This window comes from Mesorhizobium sp. B2-5-7 (genome assembly GCF_006440875.1).
GTDB lineage: Bacteria > Pseudomonadota > Alphaproteobacteria > Rhizobiales > Rhizobiaceae > Mesorhizobium > Mesorhizobium australicum.
In genome coordinates, this window is sequence record NZ_VFUO01000002.1 from 62,845 (window position 1) to 81,721 (window position 18,877).

The window sequence follows — 18,877 nt, forward strand, 5'->3', positions numbered from 1 at the left end:
GGTGCCTCCACGCAAGATAAACCTGGTCGAGGCGGCGGATCGGACCATCACTGAGGTCTTCGATCCGCATATCGCCGGCGACGTGAATGACAGCCAGGCCAAGGTCGCCAAGTTCGGCGAGGTCTTCGACTGGCATGCGCATGACAATGAAGACGAAGCCTTCCTCGTGCTGCGCGGCAGGATCGCCATCGATTTCCGCGATGGGCCGATCGAGCTCGGCGAGGGCGATTTCATCGTCGTACCGCGCGGCGTCGAGCATCGGCCGCGTTCGCTGACATCAGAGCCGGTGGTGCTGATGTTCGAACCGGCGACGACACTCAACACCGGCAATGCCAAGAGCGATCTGACGGTCGCCGATCTGAAGCGGCTCTGACCGATGAACGCCTCGCCCTTCTCTTCGCTCTCGGCCGATCACCAGCTCCTGCAGGCTTTGGTCGGTGCTTGGCGCGGCGAGGAGGAGGTCGCGGATACGCAGTGGGCCGATGGCGGCATGGCGACGAGCGAAGTGATAGCGGAAGCGCAGTTCGGCGGTCTGTTCGTGGTGCAGCGCTATAAGCAGCGCCGCGATGGCACGGTCTCCTTCGGCGCGCACAATGTATTCGGCTTCGACCAGCAGAACAGCGTCGTCACCATGCACCAGTTCGATTCGATGGGCTTTGTGCCGTCCTCGCCCGCCACGGGCACATGGAACGGCAGCGAATTGGTACTGGAGCGATCGTCGCCGCGCGGCTTTGCGAAGGTGACGTATGTTTTCGACGATGCCGACACCTACCGCATGCGATTGCATTTCAAACTTGCCGGCAGCGATGACTGGCAAGACATGGTGAGCGGCGTCTACCGGCGCGTCTCGCCTTCCTCGATCAACGGTTTTTAAAAAGGGCGGCCATGTCCATTCTCGTCGACAAGAATACCAAGGTGCTGGTGCAGGGCCTGACCGGCAAGACCGGTACGTTCCATACCGAGCAGGCGCTGGCCTATCACGGGACAAAGATGGTCGGCGGCATCCATCCCAAGAAGGGCGGCGAGACCTGGACAGGCTCGAAAGGCGAGAGCCTGCCGATCTTCGCCACTGTCGCCGAAGGCAAGGAAAAGACAGGCGCCAATGCCTCCGTCATCTACGTGCCGCCGGCGGGCGCCGCGGAAGCCATCATCGAGGCGATCGAGGCGGAGATCCCGCTGATCGTCTGCATCACGGAAGGCATTCCGGTGATGGACATGATCAAGGTCAAGGCGCGGCTCGATCGCTCGGCTTCGCGGCTGATCGGACCGAACTGCCCGGGCGTGCTTACCCCCGACGAATGCAAGATCGGCATCATGCCCGGGAACATCTTCCGCAAGGGCTCGGTCGGCGTTGTTTCGCGCTCGGGAACACTTACCTATGAGGCTGTGTTCCAGACCACCAATGTCGGCCTCGGTCAGACCACTGCCGTCGGCATCGGCGGCGACCCCGTCAAGGGCACCGAGTTCATCGACATGCTCGAGATGTTCCTGGCCGATGATGAGACCAAGTCGATCATCATGATCGGCGAGATCGGCGGTTCGGCCGAGGAAGACGCCGCGCAGTTTCTCAAGGACGAAGCCAAGCGTGGTCGCAAGAAGCCGATGGCCGGCTTCATCGCCGGGCGCACGGCGCCGGCCGGACGCACCATGGGCCATGCGGGCGCGGTCATCTCCGGCGGCAAGGGCGGCGCGGAAGACAAGATCGCGGCGATGGAATCGGCCGGGATAAAAGTTTCGCCGTCGCCAGCGCGGCTGGGCACGACGCTGGTCGAGGCGATCAAGGGTTAAGCCAGTAGTGAGTAGCAGGTAGTCAGTAGTGAAGAAGGGAAGAACGGGTGAGTAGCAGCTGAGCGGAAAATTCCATTTTCCACTCACTACCGGCTACTCACTATTCCCTCGAAAGGAGACGGAGCCAGGCTCCGCTGAAACGACATGGCAAGACACGATCAGGCCAACGACCAATTTTCGCTCACCTCTTTCCTCTATGGCGGCAATGCCGATTACATCGACGCGCTCTACGCGGCGTATGAGGACGATCCCGCCTCGGTCAATCCCGAGTGGCAGGAGTTCTTCGCCGGGCTGAAGGACGATGCCGGCGATGTGCGCAGGAACGCCAAGGGCGCTTCATGGGCGAAACCTTCCTGGCCGCTGCAGGCCAATGGCGAGCTGGTGTCGGCGCTGGACGGCAATTGGGGCATCGTCGAAAAGCACCTGGAAAAGAAGGTCAAGGACAAGGCCGTCACCAACGGTGTCGTGCTGTCCGACGCCGATGTGCACCAGGCGACACGTGATTCCGTGCGCGCCATCATGATGATCCGCGCCTTCCGCATGCGTGGCCATCTGCACGCCAATCTCGATCCGCTCGGCATCAACACGCTCGAGGATTACAACGAACTGTCGCCGGAAAATTACGGCTTTACCGAAGCCGACTACGACCGGCCGATCTTCCTCGACAATGTGCTGGGGCTCGAATTCGGCAGCATCCGGCAGATGCTGGAGATCCTCACCCGCACCTATTGTTCGACGCTCGGCGTCGAGTTCATGCATATTTCCGATCCCGAGGAAAAGGCCTGGATCCAGGCGCGCATCGAGGGCGCCGACAAGGAGATCTCGTTCACCGCCACCGGCAAGAAGGCGATCCTGCAGAAGCTGGTCGAGGCGGAAGGCTTCGAGCAGTTCATCGACGTCAAGTACAAGGGCACCAAGCGCTTCGGTCTCGACGGCGGTGAATCGCTGATCCCGGCGCTGGAGCAGATCGTCAAGCGCGGCGGCCAGCTCGGCATGAAGGAGATCGTGCTCGGCATGGCCCATCGCGGCCGCCTCAATGTGCTTTCCCAGGTGATGGCCAAGCCGCACCGCGCCATCTTCCACGAATTCAAGGGTGGCTCGGCGGCCCCCGACGAGGTCGAGGGCTCGGGCGACGTGAAGTACCATCTCGGTGCCTCGTCGGACCGCGAGTTCGACGGCAACAAGGTTCACCTGTCGCTGACGGCGAACCCTTCGCATCTGGAGATCGTCGACCCCGTGGTAATGGGCAAGGCGCGCGCCAAGCAGGATTCCCTGTTCGGCCGCGGCCGCGAGGAGATCGTGCCGCTGGAAGAGCGGGCCAAGGTGCTGCCGCTCTTGCTGCATGGCGACGCCGCCTTCGCCGGCCAGGGCGTGATCGCCGAGATCCTCGGCCTGTCGGGCCTGCGTGGCCACCGCGTCGCCGGCACGCTGCACTTCATCATCAACAACCAGATCGGCTTCACCACCAATCCGCGCTTCTCGCGCTCATCGCCCTATCCGTCCGATGTCGCCAAGATGATCGAGGCACCGATCTTTCACGTCAATGGCGACGATCCGGAGGCTGTGGTGCACGCCACCAAGGTGGCGATCGAATTCCGCATGAAGTTCCACAAGCCGGTGGTCGTGGACATGTTCTGCTATCGCCGCTTCGGCCACAATGAGGGCGACGAACCGGCCTTCACGCAGCCGCTCATGTACAGCAACATCCGCGCCCACAAGACGACGGTGCAGATCTATGGCGATCGCCTGATCGCCGAAGGGCACATCACCCAGGCCGAGCTCGATCAGATGAAGGCCGACTGGCGCGCGCATCTGGAAGCCGAATGGGAAGTCGGCCAGCACTACAAGCCCAACAAGGCCGACTGGCTCGACGGCGCCTGGTCAGGCCTGCGCACGGCCGACAACCAAGACGAGACAAGGCGCGGCAAGACCGCGGTACCGGTCAAGACGCTGAAGGAAATCGGCAAGAAGCTGACCGAGGTGCCCAAGGGTTTCGAAGCGCACAAGACGATCATCCGCTTCCTCGAAAACCGGCGCCAGGCGATCGAGTCCGGCGAAGGCATCGACTGGTCGACGGCCGAGGCGCTGGCCTTCGGCGCGATCCTGCTCGACGGCAATCCGATCCGGCTGTCCGGACAGGATTCCGAGCGCGGCACCTTCTCGCAGCGCCATTCCGTGCTCTACGACCAGCGCGACGAGACCCGCTACATCCCGCTCAACAATCTGTCGGCGGCGCAGGCCGGCTACGAAGTCATCAACTCGATGCTGTCGGAAGAAGCGGTGCTGGGCTTCGAATATGGCTACAGCCTGGCCGAGCCGAAGGCGCTGACCTTGTGGGAGGCGCAGTTCGGCGACTTCGCCAACGGCGCCCAGGTGGTGTTCGACCAGTTCATCTCGTCGGGCGAACGCAAGTGGCTCAGAATGTCGGGCCTCGTCTGCCTGCTGCCGCATGGCTATGAAGGCCAGGGCCCGGAACATTCTTCCGCCCGGCTGGAGCGCTTCCTGCAGCTTTGCGCCGAAGACAATATGCAAGTCGCCAACTGCACGACGCCGGCCAACTACTTCCACATCTTGCGCCGGCAGCTGAAGCGCGACTTCCGCAAGCCGCTGATCCTGATGACGCCGAAGTCGCTGCTGCGCCACAAGCGGGCGGTGTCGACGCTGCCGGAAATCTCGGGCGAAAGCTCGTTTCACCGGCTGCTGTGGGACGACGCCCAGCTGTTGCCCAACCAGGCGATCAAGCTGACCAAGGATTCCAAGATCCGCCGCGTCGTGCTGTGCTCGGGCAAGGTCTATTACGACCTCTATGAAGAGCGCGAGAAGCGCGGCATCAACGACATCTACTTGCTGCGCGTCGAACAGCTCTATCCGTTCCCGGCCAAGGCGCTGATCACCGAGCTGTCACGCTTCCGCAACGCCGAGATGGTGTGGTGCCAGGAGGAGCCCAAGAACATGGGTGCCTGGTCGTTCATCGATCCGTATCTGGAATGGGTGCTGGCGCATATCGACGCCAAGCATCAGCGGGTGCGCTACACCGGCCGTCCGGCGGCCGCGTCGCCGGCGACCGGGCTGATGTCGAAGCATCTCGCCCAGCTCGCCGCCTTGCTCGAAGACGCGCTCGGCGAATAAGCAGAACAGAACCGAAAGAACGGACAGGCACAATGGCTACCGAAATCCGCGTTCCCACACTCGGCGAATCCGTCACCGAAGCGACCGTCGGCAAATGGTTCAAGAAGGTCGGCGATGCCATTGCCGCCGACGAACCGCTGGTCGAGCTCGAAACCGACAAGGTGACGGTAGAGGTGCCCGCCGCCGCCGCCGGGACGCTCGGTGAAATCACGGTTGGGGAAGGCGAGACGGTCGGCGTCGGCGCCCTGCTCGGGTCGATTTCGGCCGGTGGCGCGGCTGCTCCCGCGACCAAGCCGCAAGCGGTCGCGCAGGCGTCCAGCCCCGACGCGGCATCCACCACCAAGCAGGCCGCGGCCGAGACCGCCAAGGTTGCCGGCGATGCCGGACCGGTCGAGCCGCGCACCATGCCGCCGGCGCCGGCGGCGGCAAAATTGATCGCCGAGAACAATCTGTCGGTCGACCAGCTCTCCGGCTCGGGTAAGCGCGGCCAAGTGCTGAAGGGCGACGTGCTGGATGCCATCTCCAAGGGTGCGCCGTCGCAGCCGGCCGAGACGCCAAAGGCAGCGCCGGCACCGATCGCGGTTCGGGCGCCGTCGTCGGGTGATGATGCATCGCGCGAGGAGCGCGTGCGCATGACCAAGCTGCGCCAGACCATCGCGCGCCGCCTGAAGGAGGCGCAGTCGACCGCCGCCATGCTGACCACCTTCAACGAAGTCGACATGTCGGCGGTGATGGCGCTCAGGACCAAGTACAAGGACGTTTTCGAGAAGAAGCACGGCGTGAAGCTCGGCTTCATGGGCTTCTTCACCAAGGCGGTCACCCACGCGATGAAGGAAATCCCCTCGGTCAATGCCGAGATCGACGGCACCGACATCATCTTCAAGAACTATGCCCATATCGGTGTCGCGGTCGGCACCGAAAAGGGTCTCGTGGTTCCGGTCGTGCGCGATGCCGACCAGATGTCGATCGCCGAGATCGAGAAGGATATCGGCCGGCTGGGCATCGCAGCGCGCGACGGCAAGCTGTCGGTCGCCGACATGCAAGGCGGCACCTTCACCATCTCCAATGGTGGCGTCTACGGGTCGCTGATGTCGACGCCGATCCTCAATGCGCCGCAGTCGGGCATTCTGGGCATGCACAAGATCCAGGACCGGCCGGTTGTGGTCGGCGGCCAGATCGTGATCCGGCCGATGATGTACCTGGCGCTCAGCTACGATCACCGCATCGTCGACGGCAAGGAAGCCGTGACCTTCCTGGTGCGGGTCAAGGAAAGCCTGGAGGATCCGGAGCGGCTGGTGCTCGATCTGTGAGGCGGTCGGATGGCGGCTTGCGGCAAAGAGCGGCCAATGATGGCTCGCTTGCTCGGAGCCACCAAACCGGTTGTGCTTATGGCCGGGATCGTGATGACTACCGCAGCCGCCCAAGCCGCCTGCCCGATCGAACTCGCCGTCTATGGGGATAGCCAGAGCGGCAGCGAGATCGATTTTACCCCGACCGGCACATCGGCTGTTGTCACCAATACGTTCCGGCTGATCCTCGACAACAATGTGGTGCTGAACGGCATCGTCATGTGGACCGCGGATGTTGCGCGGCCGAACGGCGCGCTAATGTATAAGTGCCCGGAAGGCGACGTGACCGGCGAGGAGCTCGCCGCCTGCACGCTGTGGAACGGCGTCATCTATACGTCCGACGACAAGGGCACTGTCGGGCTTTTGCCGGCCGAGGCCGTCGAGGCGCCGAAAACGCTGATCCTGCCCGATCTCGGGCCGGTGCTTAGGCAATCCCGAGCGTATGGCGGCGGAGGATTTTCGAAAGTGCCGTCGGATGTGTTCGCGATGAAAGGATGCCAGGAATGAGCGCGGCGCAAAAAGTGCTGCTGGTCACCGGCGGCAGCCGCGGCATCGGCGCCGCCATCTGCCGGCTGGGGTTGGAGGCGGGCTATCGCGTCGCGGTCAATTACGCCTCCAACAAGGCCGCCGCCGATGCGCTGGTCGCCGAAATCAAGGACGGCGGCGGCGAAGCCGTTGCCGTCAGGGGCGATGTCGGCAAGGAAACCGATATCGTGGCCATGTTCGGCGCCGTCGACCGCGCCTTTGGCCGGCTCGACGCCTTCGTCAACAATGCCGGCATCGTCGACGTCAAGGCGCGCGTCGACGAGATGGATGTCGCGCGGCTGGAACGCATGATGCGCATCAATGTCGTCGGCTCGTTCCTGTGCGCCCGCGAGGCGGTGAAGCGCATGTCGACGCGGCATGGCGGGTCGGGCGGTGCGATCGTCAACATCTCGTCGGCGGCGGCGACGCTGGGCTCGCCGGGCGAATATGTCGACTATGCCGCCTCCAAGGGCGCCATCGACACCTTCACCATCGGGCTTGCCCGCGAGGTGGCGCTGGAAGGCATCCGTGTCAATGCGGTGCGGCCGGGCATCATCGACACCGACATCCACGCCTCCGGAGGCCAGCCGGACCGGATAGAACGGTTCCGCGATCTGCTGCCGATGAAAAGGGCGGGCACGGCGGATGAAGTCGCCGGTGCGGTCCTCTATCTTTTATCCGATGCCGCGTCCTATACGACGGGCGCGATCCTGAATGTCAGCGGCGGCCGCTGAACCCCAAGCAAAAGGGAAACAAACATGGCTTATGACGTGGTTATCATCGGCTCGGGACCCGGCGGCTATGTCTGCGCCATCAAGGCGGCACAGCTTGGGCTGAAGGTCGCGGTGGTCGAGAAGAACGCGACCTTCGGCGGCACCTGCCTCAACATCGGCTGCATCCCGTCCAAGGCGCTGCTTTATGCCTCGGAAATGTTCGCCGAGGCCGGCCATTCCTTCGACACGCTCGGCGTCGAAATCCCGGCACCCAAGCTGAACCTGAAGAAAATGATGGCGCACAAGGACGCGACGGTGTCGTCCAACGTCAACGGCGTCGCCTTCCTGTTCAAGAAGAACAAGATCGATGCCTTCCGCGGCACCGGCAAGGTGGTTGCCGCGGGCAAGGTCTCGGTGACCGGCGAGGATGGCAAGGTCGACGAGATCGAGACCAGGAACATCGTCATCGCCACCGGGTCCGACGTCGCCGGCATTCCCGGCGTCAAGGTCGACTTCGACGAAAAGATCATCGTGTCCTCGACCGGCGCGCTGTCGCTGGAGAAGGTGCCTGGCCATTTGGTGGTGGTGGGCGGCGGTGTCATCGGCCTCGAACTCGGCTCCGTCTGGGCACGGCTTGGCGCTAAGGTCACTGTGGTCGAGTTCCTCGACACCATTCTGGGCGGCATGGACGGCGAGGTGTCGAAACAGTTCCAGCGGCTGCTCTCCAAGCAGGGCTTCGAATTCAAGCTCGGCGCCAAGGTCACCGGCGTCGCCAAGGCCAAGACGGGCGCGACCGTTACCTTCGAGCCGGTCACGGGGGGTGCTGCCGAAACCATCGAGGCCGATGCCGTGCTGATCTCGACGGGACGCCGCGCCTTTTCGGACAGTCTCGGGCTGAAGGAAGCCGGCGTCGAGGTCGACGAGCGCGGCCGGGTCAAGACCGACGGGCATCTCAGGACCAATGTTCCCGGGATCTACGCCATCGGCGACGTCATCGCCGGGCCGATGCTGGCGCACAAGGCCGAGGACGAGGGCGTGGCGGTGGCCGAGACCATCGCCGGCCAGGCCGGCCATGTGAACTATGACGTCATTCCGAGCGTCGTCTACACCAGTCCGGAGATCGCCTCGGTCGGCAGGACCGAGGAAGAGCTGAAGAAAGCCGGCATCGACTACAAGGTCGGCAAATTCCCCTTCACCGCCAACGGCCGCGCGCGCGCCATGCTGCATACCGACGGTTTCGTGAAGATCCTGGCCGACAAGCAGAGCGACCGCGTGCTCGGCGTCCATATCGTCGGCTTCGGCGCCGGCGAGATGATCCATGAGGCGGCGGTGCTGATGGAGTTCGGCGGCTCGTCGGAAGATCTGGCCCGCACCTGCCATGCCCATCCGACGATGTCGGAAGCGGTGAAGGAAGCGGCGCTGGCCACCTTCTTCAAGCCGATCCACATCTAAGGGTGCCCAACGCTTCGTCGTCCTATGGCGGAGCAAGGAGCGAAGCGACGCGGCGTAGACCGGCCGAGGTCGCGGCATGGATCCTCGGATCAAGCCCGAAGGAGGACGAACGGGCGGAGTGGCTTGGCGCCAAGGCCCCCCAACGGTCATCACCCAAAACAAAACGGCCCGCCTTTCAGCAGGCCGTTCGTCTTCGATATCGAGCCCCTTACTGGGCCGGCGCTGGTGCCGGGGCGGGCGCTGGTGCGGGAGCCGGCGCTGGTGCAGGAGCCGGGGCGGGCGCAGGAGCTGGTTCGGCTGGCTTGGCCGGTTCAGCGGGCTTCATCGGTTCAGCCGGTGCGGGCGCCGGAGCCGGTGTGCTGGCCGCTGGCGGCTCGGCGGGTGCCGGGTGCTCGCCACCACTTCTTCCGAAAACATAATACGCGACAATCGCCAGGATAACGACGACCAGTGCAATCAGCCAGGGGCTGCCGCCACCGCCGCTCGGCCGAGGGGCATTGGTGGTCGAATTGTACGGATCGTTTGGATTTGGTGTGTTCGCCATGAATGTGTCCTCCGGGAAAATGAAAAAGGTCAATCAACATCCATCAACGCGCAACCGTTGAATGGGTTTCACGCTAGCGGAGGAAAACGCCGTAAACGCGGCGTTTGCGTGCCTCCGCTGCCATCCGACTCAATTGACGGCGGTGACAGTATAGCCGGCTTTGCGGAAATCCTCGACCAGTCCCTCTGGACCGGGAAGGTGCAGCGCGCCGACCGCCATGAAGGCGTTGCCCTTGGCCAGGATCGGCCCGGCATGATCGACCATTACCTTGTTGCGGCTGGTGATCATGGTTTCCTCGAAGGCGGCGTAGCCCGCGGGGTCGTCCTGCTCCTCGGGCATGGCGGCGCGGAACAGCGGCCAGAACATCCCGGTGTCGCCACGCTGGTAAAGCACGATCATGGTTTCGTTGATATCGTTGACCTTGTCGCCCAGCTTCAGCGTGTCGACCAGACCTTTCATGTGAAACGCGAGCGGCAGCGAGGCCATGGCGCGCAGCTGGCTCTCGGCCGTTTCCAATCCTTCCACCGGCTTGCCGGCCGCCTTGGCGCTCTCGGCCAGCTTGACGTCGAGCACCGGCGCGCCGCCGGACTGGCGGGCGAGTTCGCAAGCCGGAAGCGCCATCATGGCCGACAGCATCCACGGCTTCATTTTTGCGACCGTCGCCGGCGGGATGCCGCGCGCATCGAGCGCGGCGTTCATGGCCGCCGCTTCGTCCGGCGACAGCAGTGACGAAAGCGTCGTGGAGTCGGTGAACATCATCAGGTCCGGCTCCTTCAGCATCGCCGCCATCATCTTCTGCTTGTCGAGCACGTCGGTGGTCTCGATGATGAGGGTGCCGGCCGCATCGAAGGCCTTCTGCGCATAGGCCGGCAGCGTGGTGACGCGCGGATCGGTCATGTGCATGGTGCCGAACAGGTAGGATGGCTGTTCGCCTGATTTTTCCAGCTTCCACAGCAGTCCCTTGCCGTTCAGCGTGGCAGCCGCCTCGGCCTCGATTTTGCCGTAGGTGGCAGGGTTGCTCTTCTGCAAGGCCGACAGCATGTCGGCGCCGCTACAGGTCGGGATTTCCGCGTGCGCCCTGCCGGCGGCGAACAGCAGGACAGCAAGGAAGGACAGGAAAAACAGCACGTTGAGCGCGACAAGCAGTTTCAGCGAGACGGAAGCCGCACGGTCGGCGATGGCAATGACGCGTTTCATGGTCCCATTCCTAGGACTGAAAAGCGGCAAAACCGTTAATCGGGGTTATGAAATTGTCCTAACCGCCCATTCTTCGTCATCCACGGGCGGAGCAAGGAGCATAGCGACGCGGCGCAGACCCGAGGATGAATGCCGCGACTTCAGAGCACCGCCCACGGTGCAGAATTCAGCTCCGCTGCATTCCACGGCTGATGTCACGGCATGGATCCCAGGGTCTCCGCGACGGAGCTTCGCTCCTGCTTCGCCCTAGGATGACGAAGTTGGGAAGGCTTCGGCCAATCGCGAATGTTTATAATGGGCCACCGATACTGCATGGCTTTACCGACGTTCATGCCCTGGGATGGGCCGATTCGTAGATTTCGAGCAGCCTTGCGGTGTCGACGCCGGTGTAGATCTGTGTCGTCGACAGGCTGGCGTGGCCCAGGAGTTCCTGGATGGTGCGCAGATCGCCGCCTCGGCCGAGCAGATGGGTGGCGAAGGAATGGCGCAAGGCATGTGGCGTCGCCGTGTCCGGCAGGTTGAGCGCCGAACGCAGCTTCGCCATGTCACGCTGGATGATGGCCGGGTTGAGCGGGCCGCCGCGCGCGCCGCGAAACAGCAGACCCTTCGGATCGAGGTGATAGGGGCAGAGCCGGCGGTATTCGGCGATCGCCCTGAGCGCCACCGGCAACACCGGCACCAGCCGTGTCTTGCCGCCCTTGCCGGTGACGCGCAGCACGGTGTCGGCTTCCGACGCCAGATCAGCGGCATTGAGGCCAAGCGCTTCCGAAATGCGCAGGCCCGAGCCGTAGAGCAGCGTCAGCACGGCGGCGTTGCGGGCGGCGATCCAGGGTTCTTCCGCCAGTTGGCCTTCCACCGATACGACATGTTTGGCATCGCTCGCCGTCAAAGGTTTGGGCAGGGATTTGGGTTGTCGCGGCGCGCGCAAGGCCGCCGCACCTGCCGCATTGGCGAGGCCGCGCCGCTCGAGGAACCGCAGCAGCGAGCGGATGCCGGCCAGGCCACGGCCAAGCGTGCGTGCGCCGGCGCCGGCATTGCGGCGGGCGGCGAGGAAGCCGCGCAGGTCGGCCGGGCGCAGATCGGCGATATCGGAAATGCCGGGCGGTCCGCCGATATGGCCAGTGAGGAAATGCAGGAACTGGCGTGAATCGCGCTCATAGGCTTCCACTGTCTCGGGTGACAGGCGACGTTCACGCGCGAGCATCTTCAGCCAGCTTTCGCGCGCGGCCTGGAGATCGGCCTTTGCCGGTATGAGGAATTCCTGCATCGGGTCTGTTCCGGTTCGCCGTCATTTTCCGGCAGCCGGGTTAGGAAGCGGTGAAGAGCCCGTTATTGAAATGACGGCGAGGCGGCGCTAGAGCAGGGACAAAGGATTTTCGCCCATGAGCAAGCCGCAGAACCCCGTCCAGATGGCCGTAATCGGCGCCGCGCACGGCATCAAGGGCGAACTCAGGGTGAAAACCTTCACCGGCGAGCCAATGGCGCTGGCGGATTATGGGCCGCTCTACGCCAGGGATGGACGAGCCTTCCAGATAACCGACATAAGGCCCGCCAACACCGTTGTCGTGGTGCGCTTCAAGGGTGTCAGCGACCGCAATGCGGCCGAGGCGCTCGCCGGCACGGAGCTGTTCGTCGACCGTTCGATGCTGCCCGATGATGGCGAGGAGGACGAATTCTACCATGCCGACCTGATCGGGCTGGAAATCCGGGATGATACCGGCGCCGCCATCGGCAAGGTCGTCGCGGTGCACAATTTCGGGGGCGGCGACATCCTCGATGTGACGCTCGCCGGGCGCAAGGGCGTGCTGATCCCGTTCACGCAAGCCGCCGTGCCTGCCGTGTCGATCGCCGAGGGCTTTGTCCGCGTCGATCCGGTGGCGGCTGGACTGGTCGAGGACGAGGACGAGGACGCGGACGCGCCGCGCGAGGAGGATTTCGACCCGAAGGGCCGGCCGCGCGGACCGCGCGACGCCGGAGGCAACCGGTGAGTTTTGCCGCGTCGGTGCTGACGCTCTATCCCGAGATGTTTCCGGGCGCGCTTGGCCTGTCGCTGGCCGGGCGGGCACTGGAGGCGGGGACATGGTCTCTGGAGGCGATACAGATACGCGACTTCGCCACCGACCGGCATCGCACCGTCGACGACACGCCGGCCGGCGGCGGCGCCGGCATGGTGATGCGTGCCGATGTCCTGGCGAAGGCAATCGACCATGCTTCGCCGCCGGGCGATTTGCGTCCGCGCCTGCTGATGAGCCCTCGCGGAAGACCGCTGACGCAGACGCGCGTGCGGGAGCTCGCCGCCGGGCCGGGTGCCGTCATCCTGTGCGGCCGCTTCGAAGGCGTCGACCAGCGGGTGATCGATGCACGGGGACTGGAGGAAGTCTCGATCGGCGATTTCATCCTGTCCGGGGGCGAGCCGGCGGCGCTGGTGCTGCTCGACGCCGTGGTGCGGCTGTTGCCCGGGGTGATGGGCAATGCGGTCTCCGGGGAAGAAGAGAGTTTCGAAAACGGCCTGCTCGAACATCCGCACTATACGCGACCGCAGGAATTCGAGGGCCGGGAGATTCCCGAAGTGCTGATCTCCGGCAATCACAAGAAGATCGCCGCCTGGCGCCGCGCGCAGTCGGAGACGCTGACGAAAGAGCGGCGACCCGATCTGTTCGGCGATCAGCCTTTGCTGAAGTAGTAAAAAGCCAGAAACAGGCCGACGGCGATGACGAAGCCGCGCACCACGTTCTGCGGTACGCGCTTGGCGATCCAGACGCCGGCATAGCCGCCGAGCGCGCCGCCCGGGATCATGACGATCGCCTCAGGCCAGGCGACGACGCCGCCCGAGACGAAGACGACGATGGCGACGGCCGCGATGACTACGGCCAGCATGTTCTTCAGCGCGTTCAGGCGGTGGTAGTCGCCGGCCTGGGTCAGGCCGAGGGTGGCCAGCATCATCACGCCCATGCCGGCGCCGAAGAAGCCGCCATAGATGGCGGTGACGAATTGTGCCAGCGAGCCGGCGAGCGAGCCGACAGCCGCTTCGTGTCCGGGTTTCGGCGCCGGCTTCAGCCAGGGCCCGGCGGCAAACAGTGCCGTCGCGCCCAAAAGCAGCCACGGCACCAGGACGCGAAAGGACGGATTGTCGAGCGCCAGCAGGATCAGGGCGCCGGCTAGCGCGCCGACGGCCGAGATCAGGCAGAGCAGCAGCGCGCCGCGCCAGAAGTGCCTGATGTCGGCCCAGTAAGCGAGGGTCGAGGTGATGTAGCCGGGGAACTGCGTCACCGAGGAGGTGGCGTTGGCCACGATCGGGGGGACGCCGACCAGTGTCATGGCGCCGAAGGTGATGAAGGTGCCGCCGCCGGCAACCGCGTTGGCGGCGCCTGACAGAAAGCCCGCCAGGAAGAGCAGGATGGCGTCGAAAACAGACATGGATGGCCGCCGTGAAGAAGTGTGCTATTCTGGCTTAGGAAGCTTGGTGGACAGACGCAACCCGGCACGGCAGGATTAAGATGGTGCCATGCCGGGAGCCATGCCGGCAAAAAATGCATGGGCAAGGCGTGACAAAGCGCCGAAATAGCTGTATGTGCCCGCCCGTACCGGCAAGAACAAATCTGCCGGACCCGTCAACAATGACGGTGTAGTCGCCCCTGCCCGATGTCTGGGAGACAAATGTCTTGGAGACAAAGGACATAGCCGAGCGGTCAATGGAACTGCAAGGCGAGCGTAGGGCGCTCTGACTGTCGGAAGAACAAGAAGTGGATTTTTAGATGGATCTCATCCGTCAGCTCGAGGCCGAACAGGCCGCCAAGATCGAAGCCAAGCGCAAGCTTCCCGAATTCCAGCCCGGCGACACCGTGCGCGTCCAGGTCCGCGTGACCGAAGGCACCCGCACCCGCGTCCAGGCTTATGAGGGCGTCGTCATCGCCCGCGCCGGTTCCGGCTTCCAGGAAAATTTCACCGTCCGCAAGATCTCCTACGGCGAAGGCGTCGAGCGCGTGTTCCCCGTCTACTCGCCGATGGTCGAAGGCGTCGAGATCGTGCGCCGCGGCAAGGTACGTCGCGCCAAGCTCTATTACCTGCGCGATCGTCGCGGCAAGTCGGCCCGTATTTCGGAAAACACCGGCGTGCGCGCCCGCAAGCTCAATGATGAGGAGCGCGACGCGCTGAACGCCGAGAAGGCGCGCATCGAGGCCGAGAAGGTCGCAGCCGCCCAGGCGCTGGCCGCCGAGACGGCCGCCAAGGAAGCCGCCGAGAAGAAGGCAGCCGCCGAGGCTGAAGCAGCAGCCAAGGCTGCCGCCGAAGCGACCCCGGCCGAATAAGAGTTTGACGAAGGAATTTGAAAAAGGCGGCTTCGGCCGCCTTTTTTTCGTTTCACCGAACTGTGAACGGGTTCAGCCTCGGAGATCGGGGTCGGCAATTGACGCCCAATCATATTGTGCACTAACTAATCGTGCACAATCTAATTGGAGAATGGAAGATGGCACTCTACACCACACAGGCCCACGTGACGGGCGGTCGCGCCGGCCATGGCGAAACCAGCGATGGCCTGCTCAAGGTCGATCTGGCAATGCCCAAGGAGCTCGGCGGACCAGGTGGCGCGACCAATCCCGAACAGCTTTTCGCCATCGGCTATGCCGCCTGCTTCGAAAGCGCGATCCGCTTCGTCGCGCGCAAGCAGAAGCTGACGCTCGAAGATGCAGCGGTAGCGGCCACCGTCAGCCTGCTTCCCAATGGCGAAGGCTTCAAGCTCGGCGTCGCGTTGGCAGCGGAGACGAAAGGCCTTGATCAGGCGGCGGCGGAAGCGCTTGTATCGGCGGCGCATCAGATTTGCCCCTATTCGAATGCCATCAGGGGCAATGTCGAGGTGGCGCTTTCGGTAAAGGTGGCATGACGACAAAAGTCGAAACGAAAGCCAGAGAAGCCCCGGCGGAGGCCGCCGGGGCGTACCCGGTGCCACGGCTCGACCAACAGCTCTGTTTCGCGCTCTATTCGGCGAGCGGATTGATGACCAAGCTTTACCGGCCGTTGCTCGATCCGCTCGGCCTGACCTATCCGCAATATCTGGTGATGCTGGCGCTGTGGGAACGCGCGCCGAGCACGGTGGGTGACCTTGGCGAAGCGCTCGGCCTGGATTCAGCGACGCTGACCCCGCTGCTCAAGCGAATGGAAGCGGGCGGCCTCGTCACCCGCCGGCGCGATGCCGACGACGAGCGCCGGGTGCTGGTCGAGCCGACGGCCAAGGGCCAGGCGCTGCGCGCGAACATGAAGGATGTGCAGGCGGCGCTCGATTGCGGCATGCCGCTGGAGCGGGACGAGCTCAAAACCCTTCACGGCACGCTCACCCGCCTTGTCGCAGGATTGCGCGAAGCCGCGACCGAGCAAGATTGATCGCGGCAAGGATCGTCCTGAAAAACCGCCTCCCGGAAGCACTGGAATCCACGTCAACGCGCAAGGTCGCGGTGGACCCGTCTTGCAAGGCGCTTGCGGAAAGCTAAAGTCGGCGCCGGATTTCTCTGCCGCGCAAGCATCGCGCGGCCAATCATTTCGGGGAGTGTGTCATGACCAAATCGAAATTGCTGCTGGCCGGCCTGTTAGCCCTGGTCCTGGCGCCCGTTGCCGCCTTCGCGCAGGCGCTGCCCGATCTGGGCGGCAAGAAGGTCGTTGTGGTGACCGAAAACGCCTATCCGCCGCTGCAGTTCATCGATGCCAAGACCGGCAAACAGATCGGCTGGGAATATGACGCGATGAACGAGATCGCCAAGCGGCTCAATTTCAAGGTCGAGTACCAGAACACCTCCTGGGATGCGATGATCCAGGCGGTCTCCGACAACCAGTACAACATCGGCATGACCGGCATCACCATCAAGGACGACCGCAAGCAGAAGGTGGATTTCTCCGATCCCTATATGCGCTCGGAACAGTTCATGCTGGTGCGCGGCGATGAAAGCCGCTTCACCGACGCCAAGACCTTCGGCGCCTTCAAGGACGGACTGATCGGCGCACAGGCCGGCACCACGCCCTTCTACACCGCCGTCTACAGTGTGCTCGACGGCAATGAGCAAAACCCGCGCATCAAACTGTTCGAGACGTTTGGCGCCACCGTGCAGGCCCTGAAGTCCGGCGACGTCGATGTCGTGCTGACCGACGGCACCGCCGGCAAGGGTTATGTCGATGCTTCGGAGGGCAAGCTGAAGCTGATCGGTGGCCCGCTCGGCACCGAGGATTTCGGCTTCATCTTCCCCAAGGGCTCCGACCTGGTGAAGCCTGTCAACGCGGCGATCGCAGCGCTGAAGGCGGATGGCACCTTCGATGCGCTGAACAAGAAGTGGTTCCTTGATTACAAGATGGGGCAGTGAGCCAATCTTGTTGAGGGCGTGGTCTGATGGGCAGGGATTTGCCTTGAGTCTGCGTCCCTCTCGCAGTTCTTGCGTCGCCGATCCCTGCTAATGGCAGCCCCCACCATTTCCAAACCCGACTTCCCCTGGTGGCTCGCCGTTGCCGGTGTCCTTGCGCTGGCTGCCGCCCTCGCCATCGCCGCCAGCGATCTTTATGCGCAGGTCTTCGCCACTGTCGCCAAGGGCATCGGCATCACCGTCTTCGTCACCGTGATCGCCTTCGTCCTGGCGTCGGTGATCGGCCTCGGCATCGCTTTGATGGGGCTGTCGGGTTCGGCCTGGCTGCGGCAGATCGCGCGCTTCTATGTCGAGATCATTCGCGGCGTGCCGATCCTGGTGCTGTTGTTCTGGATAGCCTTTGCCGGCGCGCCGGCCTTCGTCGCGGCCTGGAACGGGCTGACCGCGCCATTGCAGAATGCCGGCGTCCTCGGCGAATTGCTGGTGCGTGACGTGTCGTTGCTGTGGCGTGCCATCATGGCGCTGACCATCGGCTATTCGGCCTTCATCTCCGAGGTTTTTCGCGCCGGCATCCAGTCGGTCGAGAAAGGACAGATCGAGGCAGCGAAGGCCTTGGGGCTGAGCCGTGCGCAGCGCTTCCGGCTGGTCGTGTTCCCACAGGCGATCCGCACCATCCTGCCGCCGCTCGGCAATGATTTCGTCGCCCTGGTCAAGGATTCCTCGCTGGTCTCGGTGCTCGGCGTCGCCGACATCACGCAGATGGGCAAAGTGTATGCCGCCGGCTCGTTCCGCTTCTTCGAGACCTATTCGATAACAGCCTATATCTATCTCATCCTCACCGTCGGCCTGTCGCTGGCGCTCAGGGCGCTGGAGCGGCGTTTGCGCCGCCAGCATGAGGAATAGTTTTTGGGCCGGGACAGCGTTACGCTCGGTGCTTGCCGGAGGAGGAGCTGCCAGTGAACATCGACAAGGCCAATGCGGCGCTGGATTCGGTCTACACGGCCGATACGCCCGAAACGCTGGCGCGGGCCTATGCCGCATGGGCCGCGACCTATGATGGCGAAACCGCCTCGCTCGGGTATCTCCTGCCGTTCCTGATCACCGCCTGGGTTACCCGCCACGTGCCTGCGGGAGAAGGGCCGCTGCTCGACGCCGGCTGCGGCACGGGCCTGTCGGGACCGTCGCTGAAGGCGCTCGGCTACAGCGACATTGCCGGACTCGACCTGTCGGACGACATGCTCAAGATCGCCGGCAGCCGCAGTGCCTACAGCGAGCTGAAGCAGGCAATGCTGGGCGGGCCGCTGCCGTGGCCGGACGGGTATTTCCGCGCCTTCTTCTCCACCGGTGTGTTCACCATCAGCCACGCGCCGGCCACCGGCCTGCACGAACTGGTGCGCATCACGAAAAAGGGCGGCCACGCCATCTTCACCGTGCGCGACCAGGTGTTCGACAGCGGCGGTTTTCAGGCCGTGTTCGACGAATTGGAACAGGCAGCGAAATGGCGGGCGGTTGAGGCAAGCCCGTGGTTTCGCTGTTACGCCATCGCCGAGCCCGACGCACTGGTGAAGACTTTTGTGTTCGAGGTGATGTAAGCCGAGGGAGAAGTGCTGGCGACACGCCGCAATTGCCGAAAAGCCAAAACATTGCTATCTAGCCCGCCATGGAAAAGCTTTTCAGCGATCCGGCCTACAAGGGGTTCGTGCTGCAGGACAGAAAACGCCTGCCGTCGCGCTTTTCCGCGCGCGTGTCCGGCGCCCTGACCAGCCGACTTCGCTGATCCCTGCCGGCCGGCCGCGGGCTTGCGGCATCAGCTCTTTCCCATTCTCATATCGACGGATT

The 18,877-nt window shown here is 63.9% G+C and carries 19 protein-coding genes; 16 read left to right on the forward strand and 3 right to left on the reverse strand.

Annotated elements, in window-relative coordinates; translation table 11 throughout:
- The first annotated feature begins 1 nt into the window (after position 1).
- From FJ543_RS07660 to lpdA, 8 genes are all read left to right on the forward strand, one after another.
- Positions 2–373, forward strand: coding sequence for a cupin domain-containing protein (locus FJ543_RS07660; protein WP_015315011.1), 372 nt, complete (start codon positions 2–4; stop codon positions 371–373).
- 3 nt (positions 374–376) lie between these two features.
- Positions 377–874 carry a DUF1579 family protein gene (locus FJ543_RS07665; RefSeq protein ID WP_140874558.1) on the forward strand — a complete coding sequence of 166 codons (498 nt, stop codon included), beginning with the start codon at positions 377–379 and terminating at the stop codon, positions 872–874.
- A gap of 11 nt (positions 875–885) precedes the next feature.
- Entirely contained in the window at positions 886–1,788 is a 903-nt protein-coding gene (gene sucD / locus FJ543_RS07670) for a succinate--CoA ligase subunit alpha (protein WP_023784122.1), read from the forward strand.
- A 144-nt stretch (positions 1,789–1,932) separates the two neighbouring features.
- Entirely contained in the window at positions 1,933–4,917 is a 2,985-nt protein-coding gene (locus tag FJ543_RS07675; protein WP_140822836.1) for a 2-oxoglutarate dehydrogenase E1 component, read from the forward strand.
- A gap of 32 nt (positions 4,918–4,949) precedes the next feature.
- The gene (gene odhB, locus FJ543_RS07680; RefSeq protein ID WP_140874560.1) at positions 4,950–6,227 is read left to right on the forward strand and encodes a 2-oxoglutarate dehydrogenase complex dihydrolipoyllysine-residue succinyltransferase; all 1,278 of its coding nucleotides are present in this window, start codon (positions 4,950–4,952) and stop codon (positions 6,225–6,227) included.
- Positions 6,228–6,320: 93 nt separating this feature from the next.
- The gene (locus FJ543_RS07685; protein WP_224622419.1) at positions 6,321–6,773 is read left to right on the forward strand and encodes a hypothetical protein; all 453 of its coding nucleotides are present in this window, start codon (positions 6,321–6,323) and stop codon (positions 6,771–6,773) included.
- The gene (locus FJ543_RS07690; RefSeq protein ID WP_015315017.1) at positions 6,770–7,525 is read left to right on the forward strand and encodes an SDR family oxidoreductase; all 756 of its coding nucleotides are present in this window, start codon (positions 6,770–6,772) and stop codon (positions 7,523–7,525) included. The genes FJ543_RS07685 and FJ543_RS07690 overlap by 4 nt, the downstream gene beginning before the upstream one ends.
- Positions 7,526–7,549: 24 nt before the next feature.
- On the forward strand, positions 7,550–8,956 hold the full coding sequence (gene lpdA, locus FJ543_RS07695) for a dihydrolipoyl dehydrogenase (RefSeq protein ID WP_140874564.1): 1,407 nt from the start codon (positions 7,550–7,552) through the stop codon (positions 8,954–8,956).
- A 673-nt stretch (positions 8,957–9,629) separates the two neighbouring features.
- Here lpdA and FJ543_RS07705 read toward each other — a convergent pair.
- Both FJ543_RS07705 and FJ543_RS07710 read right to left on the reverse strand, forming a co-directional pair.
- Positions 9,630–10,697 (reverse strand): TraB/GumN family protein, encoded by a 1,068-nt coding sequence (locus tag FJ543_RS07705; RefSeq protein WP_140822829.1) that lies wholly within the window; start codon positions 10,695–10,697, stop codon positions 9,630–9,632.
- Positions 10,698–11,025: 328 nt separating this feature from the next.
- Positions 11,026–11,964, reverse strand: a complete 939-nt coding sequence (locus FJ543_RS07710; protein ID WP_140874566.1) for a tyrosine recombinase XerC — start codon at positions 11,962–11,964, stop codon at positions 11,026–11,028.
- A 115-nt stretch (positions 11,965–12,079) separates the two neighbouring features.
- On the opposite strand from FJ543_RS07710, the gene rimM reads away from it, so the two are divergent.
- Together rimM and trmD are read left to right on the forward strand one after the other, a co-directional pair.
- Positions 12,080–12,685 (forward strand): ribosome maturation factor RimM, encoded by a 606-nt coding sequence (gene rimM, locus FJ543_RS07715; protein ID WP_140660455.1) that lies wholly within the window; start codon positions 12,080–12,082, stop codon positions 12,683–12,685.
- Positions 12,682–13,380: a tRNA (guanosine(37)-N1)-methyltransferase TrmD gene (gene trmD, locus FJ543_RS07720; protein ID WP_140874568.1), complete on the forward strand. Its 699-nt coding sequence runs from the start codon at positions 12,682–12,684 to the stop codon at positions 13,378–13,380. The genes rimM and trmD overlap by 4 nt, the downstream gene beginning before the upstream one ends.
- Here trmD and FJ543_RS07725 read toward each other — a convergent pair.
- Positions 13,362–14,114 (reverse strand): sulfite exporter TauE/SafE family protein, encoded by a 753-nt coding sequence (locus tag FJ543_RS07725; RefSeq protein WP_140719739.1) that lies wholly within the window; start codon positions 14,112–14,114, stop codon positions 13,362–13,364. The genes trmD and FJ543_RS07725 overlap by 19 nt on opposite strands.
- 338 nt (positions 14,115–14,452) lie before the next feature.
- On the opposite strand from FJ543_RS07725, the gene rplS reads away from it, so the two are divergent.
- From rplS to FJ543_RS07760, 6 genes are all read left to right on the forward strand, one after another.
- A complete protein-coding gene (rplS, locus tag FJ543_RS07735) occupies positions 14,453–15,004 on the forward strand; it encodes a 50S ribosomal protein L19 (RefSeq protein WP_013892267.1) in 552 nt (183 codons plus the stop codon).
- Between the two features lie 158 nt (positions 15,005–15,162).
- Positions 15,163–15,576: an organic hydroperoxide resistance protein gene (locus tag FJ543_RS07740; protein WP_140874570.1), complete on the forward strand. Its 414-nt coding sequence runs from the start codon at positions 15,163–15,165 to the stop codon at positions 15,574–15,576.
- Positions 15,573–16,073 carry a MarR family winged helix-turn-helix transcriptional regulator gene (locus tag FJ543_RS07745; RefSeq protein ID WP_140793884.1) on the forward strand — a complete coding sequence of 167 codons (501 nt, stop codon included), beginning with the start codon at positions 15,573–15,575 and terminating at the stop codon, positions 16,071–16,073. The genes FJ543_RS07740 and FJ543_RS07745 overlap by 4 nt, the downstream gene beginning before the upstream one ends.
- 170 nt (positions 16,074–16,243) lie before the next feature.
- Complete coding sequence (locus tag FJ543_RS07750; protein WP_140874572.1) at positions 16,244–17,041, forward strand: transporter substrate-binding domain-containing protein; 798 nt, start codon at positions 16,244–16,246, stop codon at positions 17,039–17,041.
- Positions 17,042–17,131: 90 nt separating this feature from the next.
- Positions 17,132–17,941 carry an amino acid ABC transporter permease gene (locus FJ543_RS07755; protein WP_140712273.1) on the forward strand — a complete coding sequence of 270 codons (810 nt, stop codon included), beginning with the start codon at positions 17,132–17,134 and terminating at the stop codon, positions 17,939–17,941.
- A 53-nt stretch (positions 17,942–17,994) separates the two neighbouring features.
- Positions 17,995–18,630: a class I SAM-dependent methyltransferase gene (locus tag FJ543_RS07760; protein WP_140874574.1), complete on the forward strand. Its 636-nt coding sequence runs from the start codon at positions 17,995–17,997 to the stop codon at positions 18,628–18,630.
- The last annotated feature ends 247 nt before the right edge of the window (positions 18,631–18,877 follow it).

Coding starts and splice junctions, on each gene's coding strand:
- FJ543_RS07665 (WP_140874558.1), top strand. CDS start 377: ATGAACGCCTCGCCCTTCTCTTCGCTCTCGGCCGATCACCAGCTCCTG.
- sucD (WP_023784122.1), top strand. CDS start 886: ATGTCCATTCTCGTCGACAAGAATACCAAGGTGCTGGTGCAGGGCCTG.
- FJ543_RS07675 (WP_140822836.1), top strand. CDS start 1,933: ATGGCAAGACACGATCAGGCCAACGACCAATTTTCGCTCACCTCTTTC.
- odhB (WP_140874560.1), top strand. CDS start 4,950: ATGGCTACCGAAATCCGCGTTCCCACACTCGGCGAATCCGTCACCGAA.
- FJ543_RS07685 (WP_224622419.1), top strand. CDS start 6,321: ATGACTACCGCAGCCGCCCAAGCCGCCTGCCCGATCGAACTCGCCGTC.
- FJ543_RS07690 (WP_015315017.1), top strand. CDS start 6,770: ATGAGCGCGGCGCAAAAAGTGCTGCTGGTCACCGGCGGCAGCCGCGGC.
- lpdA (WP_140874564.1), top strand. CDS start 7,550: ATGGCTTATGACGTGGTTATCATCGGCTCGGGACCCGGCGGCTATGTC.
- FJ543_RS07705 (WP_140822829.1), bottom strand. CDS start 10,697: ATGAAACGCGTCATTGCCATCGCCGACCGTGCGGCTTCCGTCTCGCTG.
- FJ543_RS07710 (WP_140874566.1), bottom strand. CDS start 11,964: ATGCAGGAATTCCTCATACCGGCAAAGGCCGATCTCCAGGCCGCGCGC.
- rimM (WP_140660455.1), top strand. CDS start 12,080: ATGAGCAAGCCGCAGAACCCCGTCCAGATGGCCGTAATCGGCGCCGCG.
- FJ543_RS07725 (WP_140719739.1), bottom strand. CDS start 14,114: ATGTCTGTTTTCGACGCCATCCTGCTCTTCCTGGCGGGCTTTCTGTCA.
- rplS (WP_013892267.1), top strand. CDS start 14,453: ATGGATCTCATCCGTCAGCTCGAGGCCGAACAGGCCGCCAAGATCGAA.
- FJ543_RS07740 (WP_140874570.1), top strand. CDS start 15,163: ATGGCACTCTACACCACACAGGCCCACGTGACGGGCGGTCGCGCCGGC.
- FJ543_RS07745 (WP_140793884.1), top strand. CDS start 15,573: ATGACGACAAAAGTCGAAACGAAAGCCAGAGAAGCCCCGGCGGAGGCC.
- FJ543_RS07750 (WP_140874572.1), top strand. CDS start 16,244: ATGACCAAATCGAAATTGCTGCTGGCCGGCCTGTTAGCCCTGGTCCTG.
- FJ543_RS07755 (WP_140712273.1), top strand. CDS start 17,132: ATGGCAGCCCCCACCATTTCCAAACCCGACTTCCCCTGGTGGCTCGCC.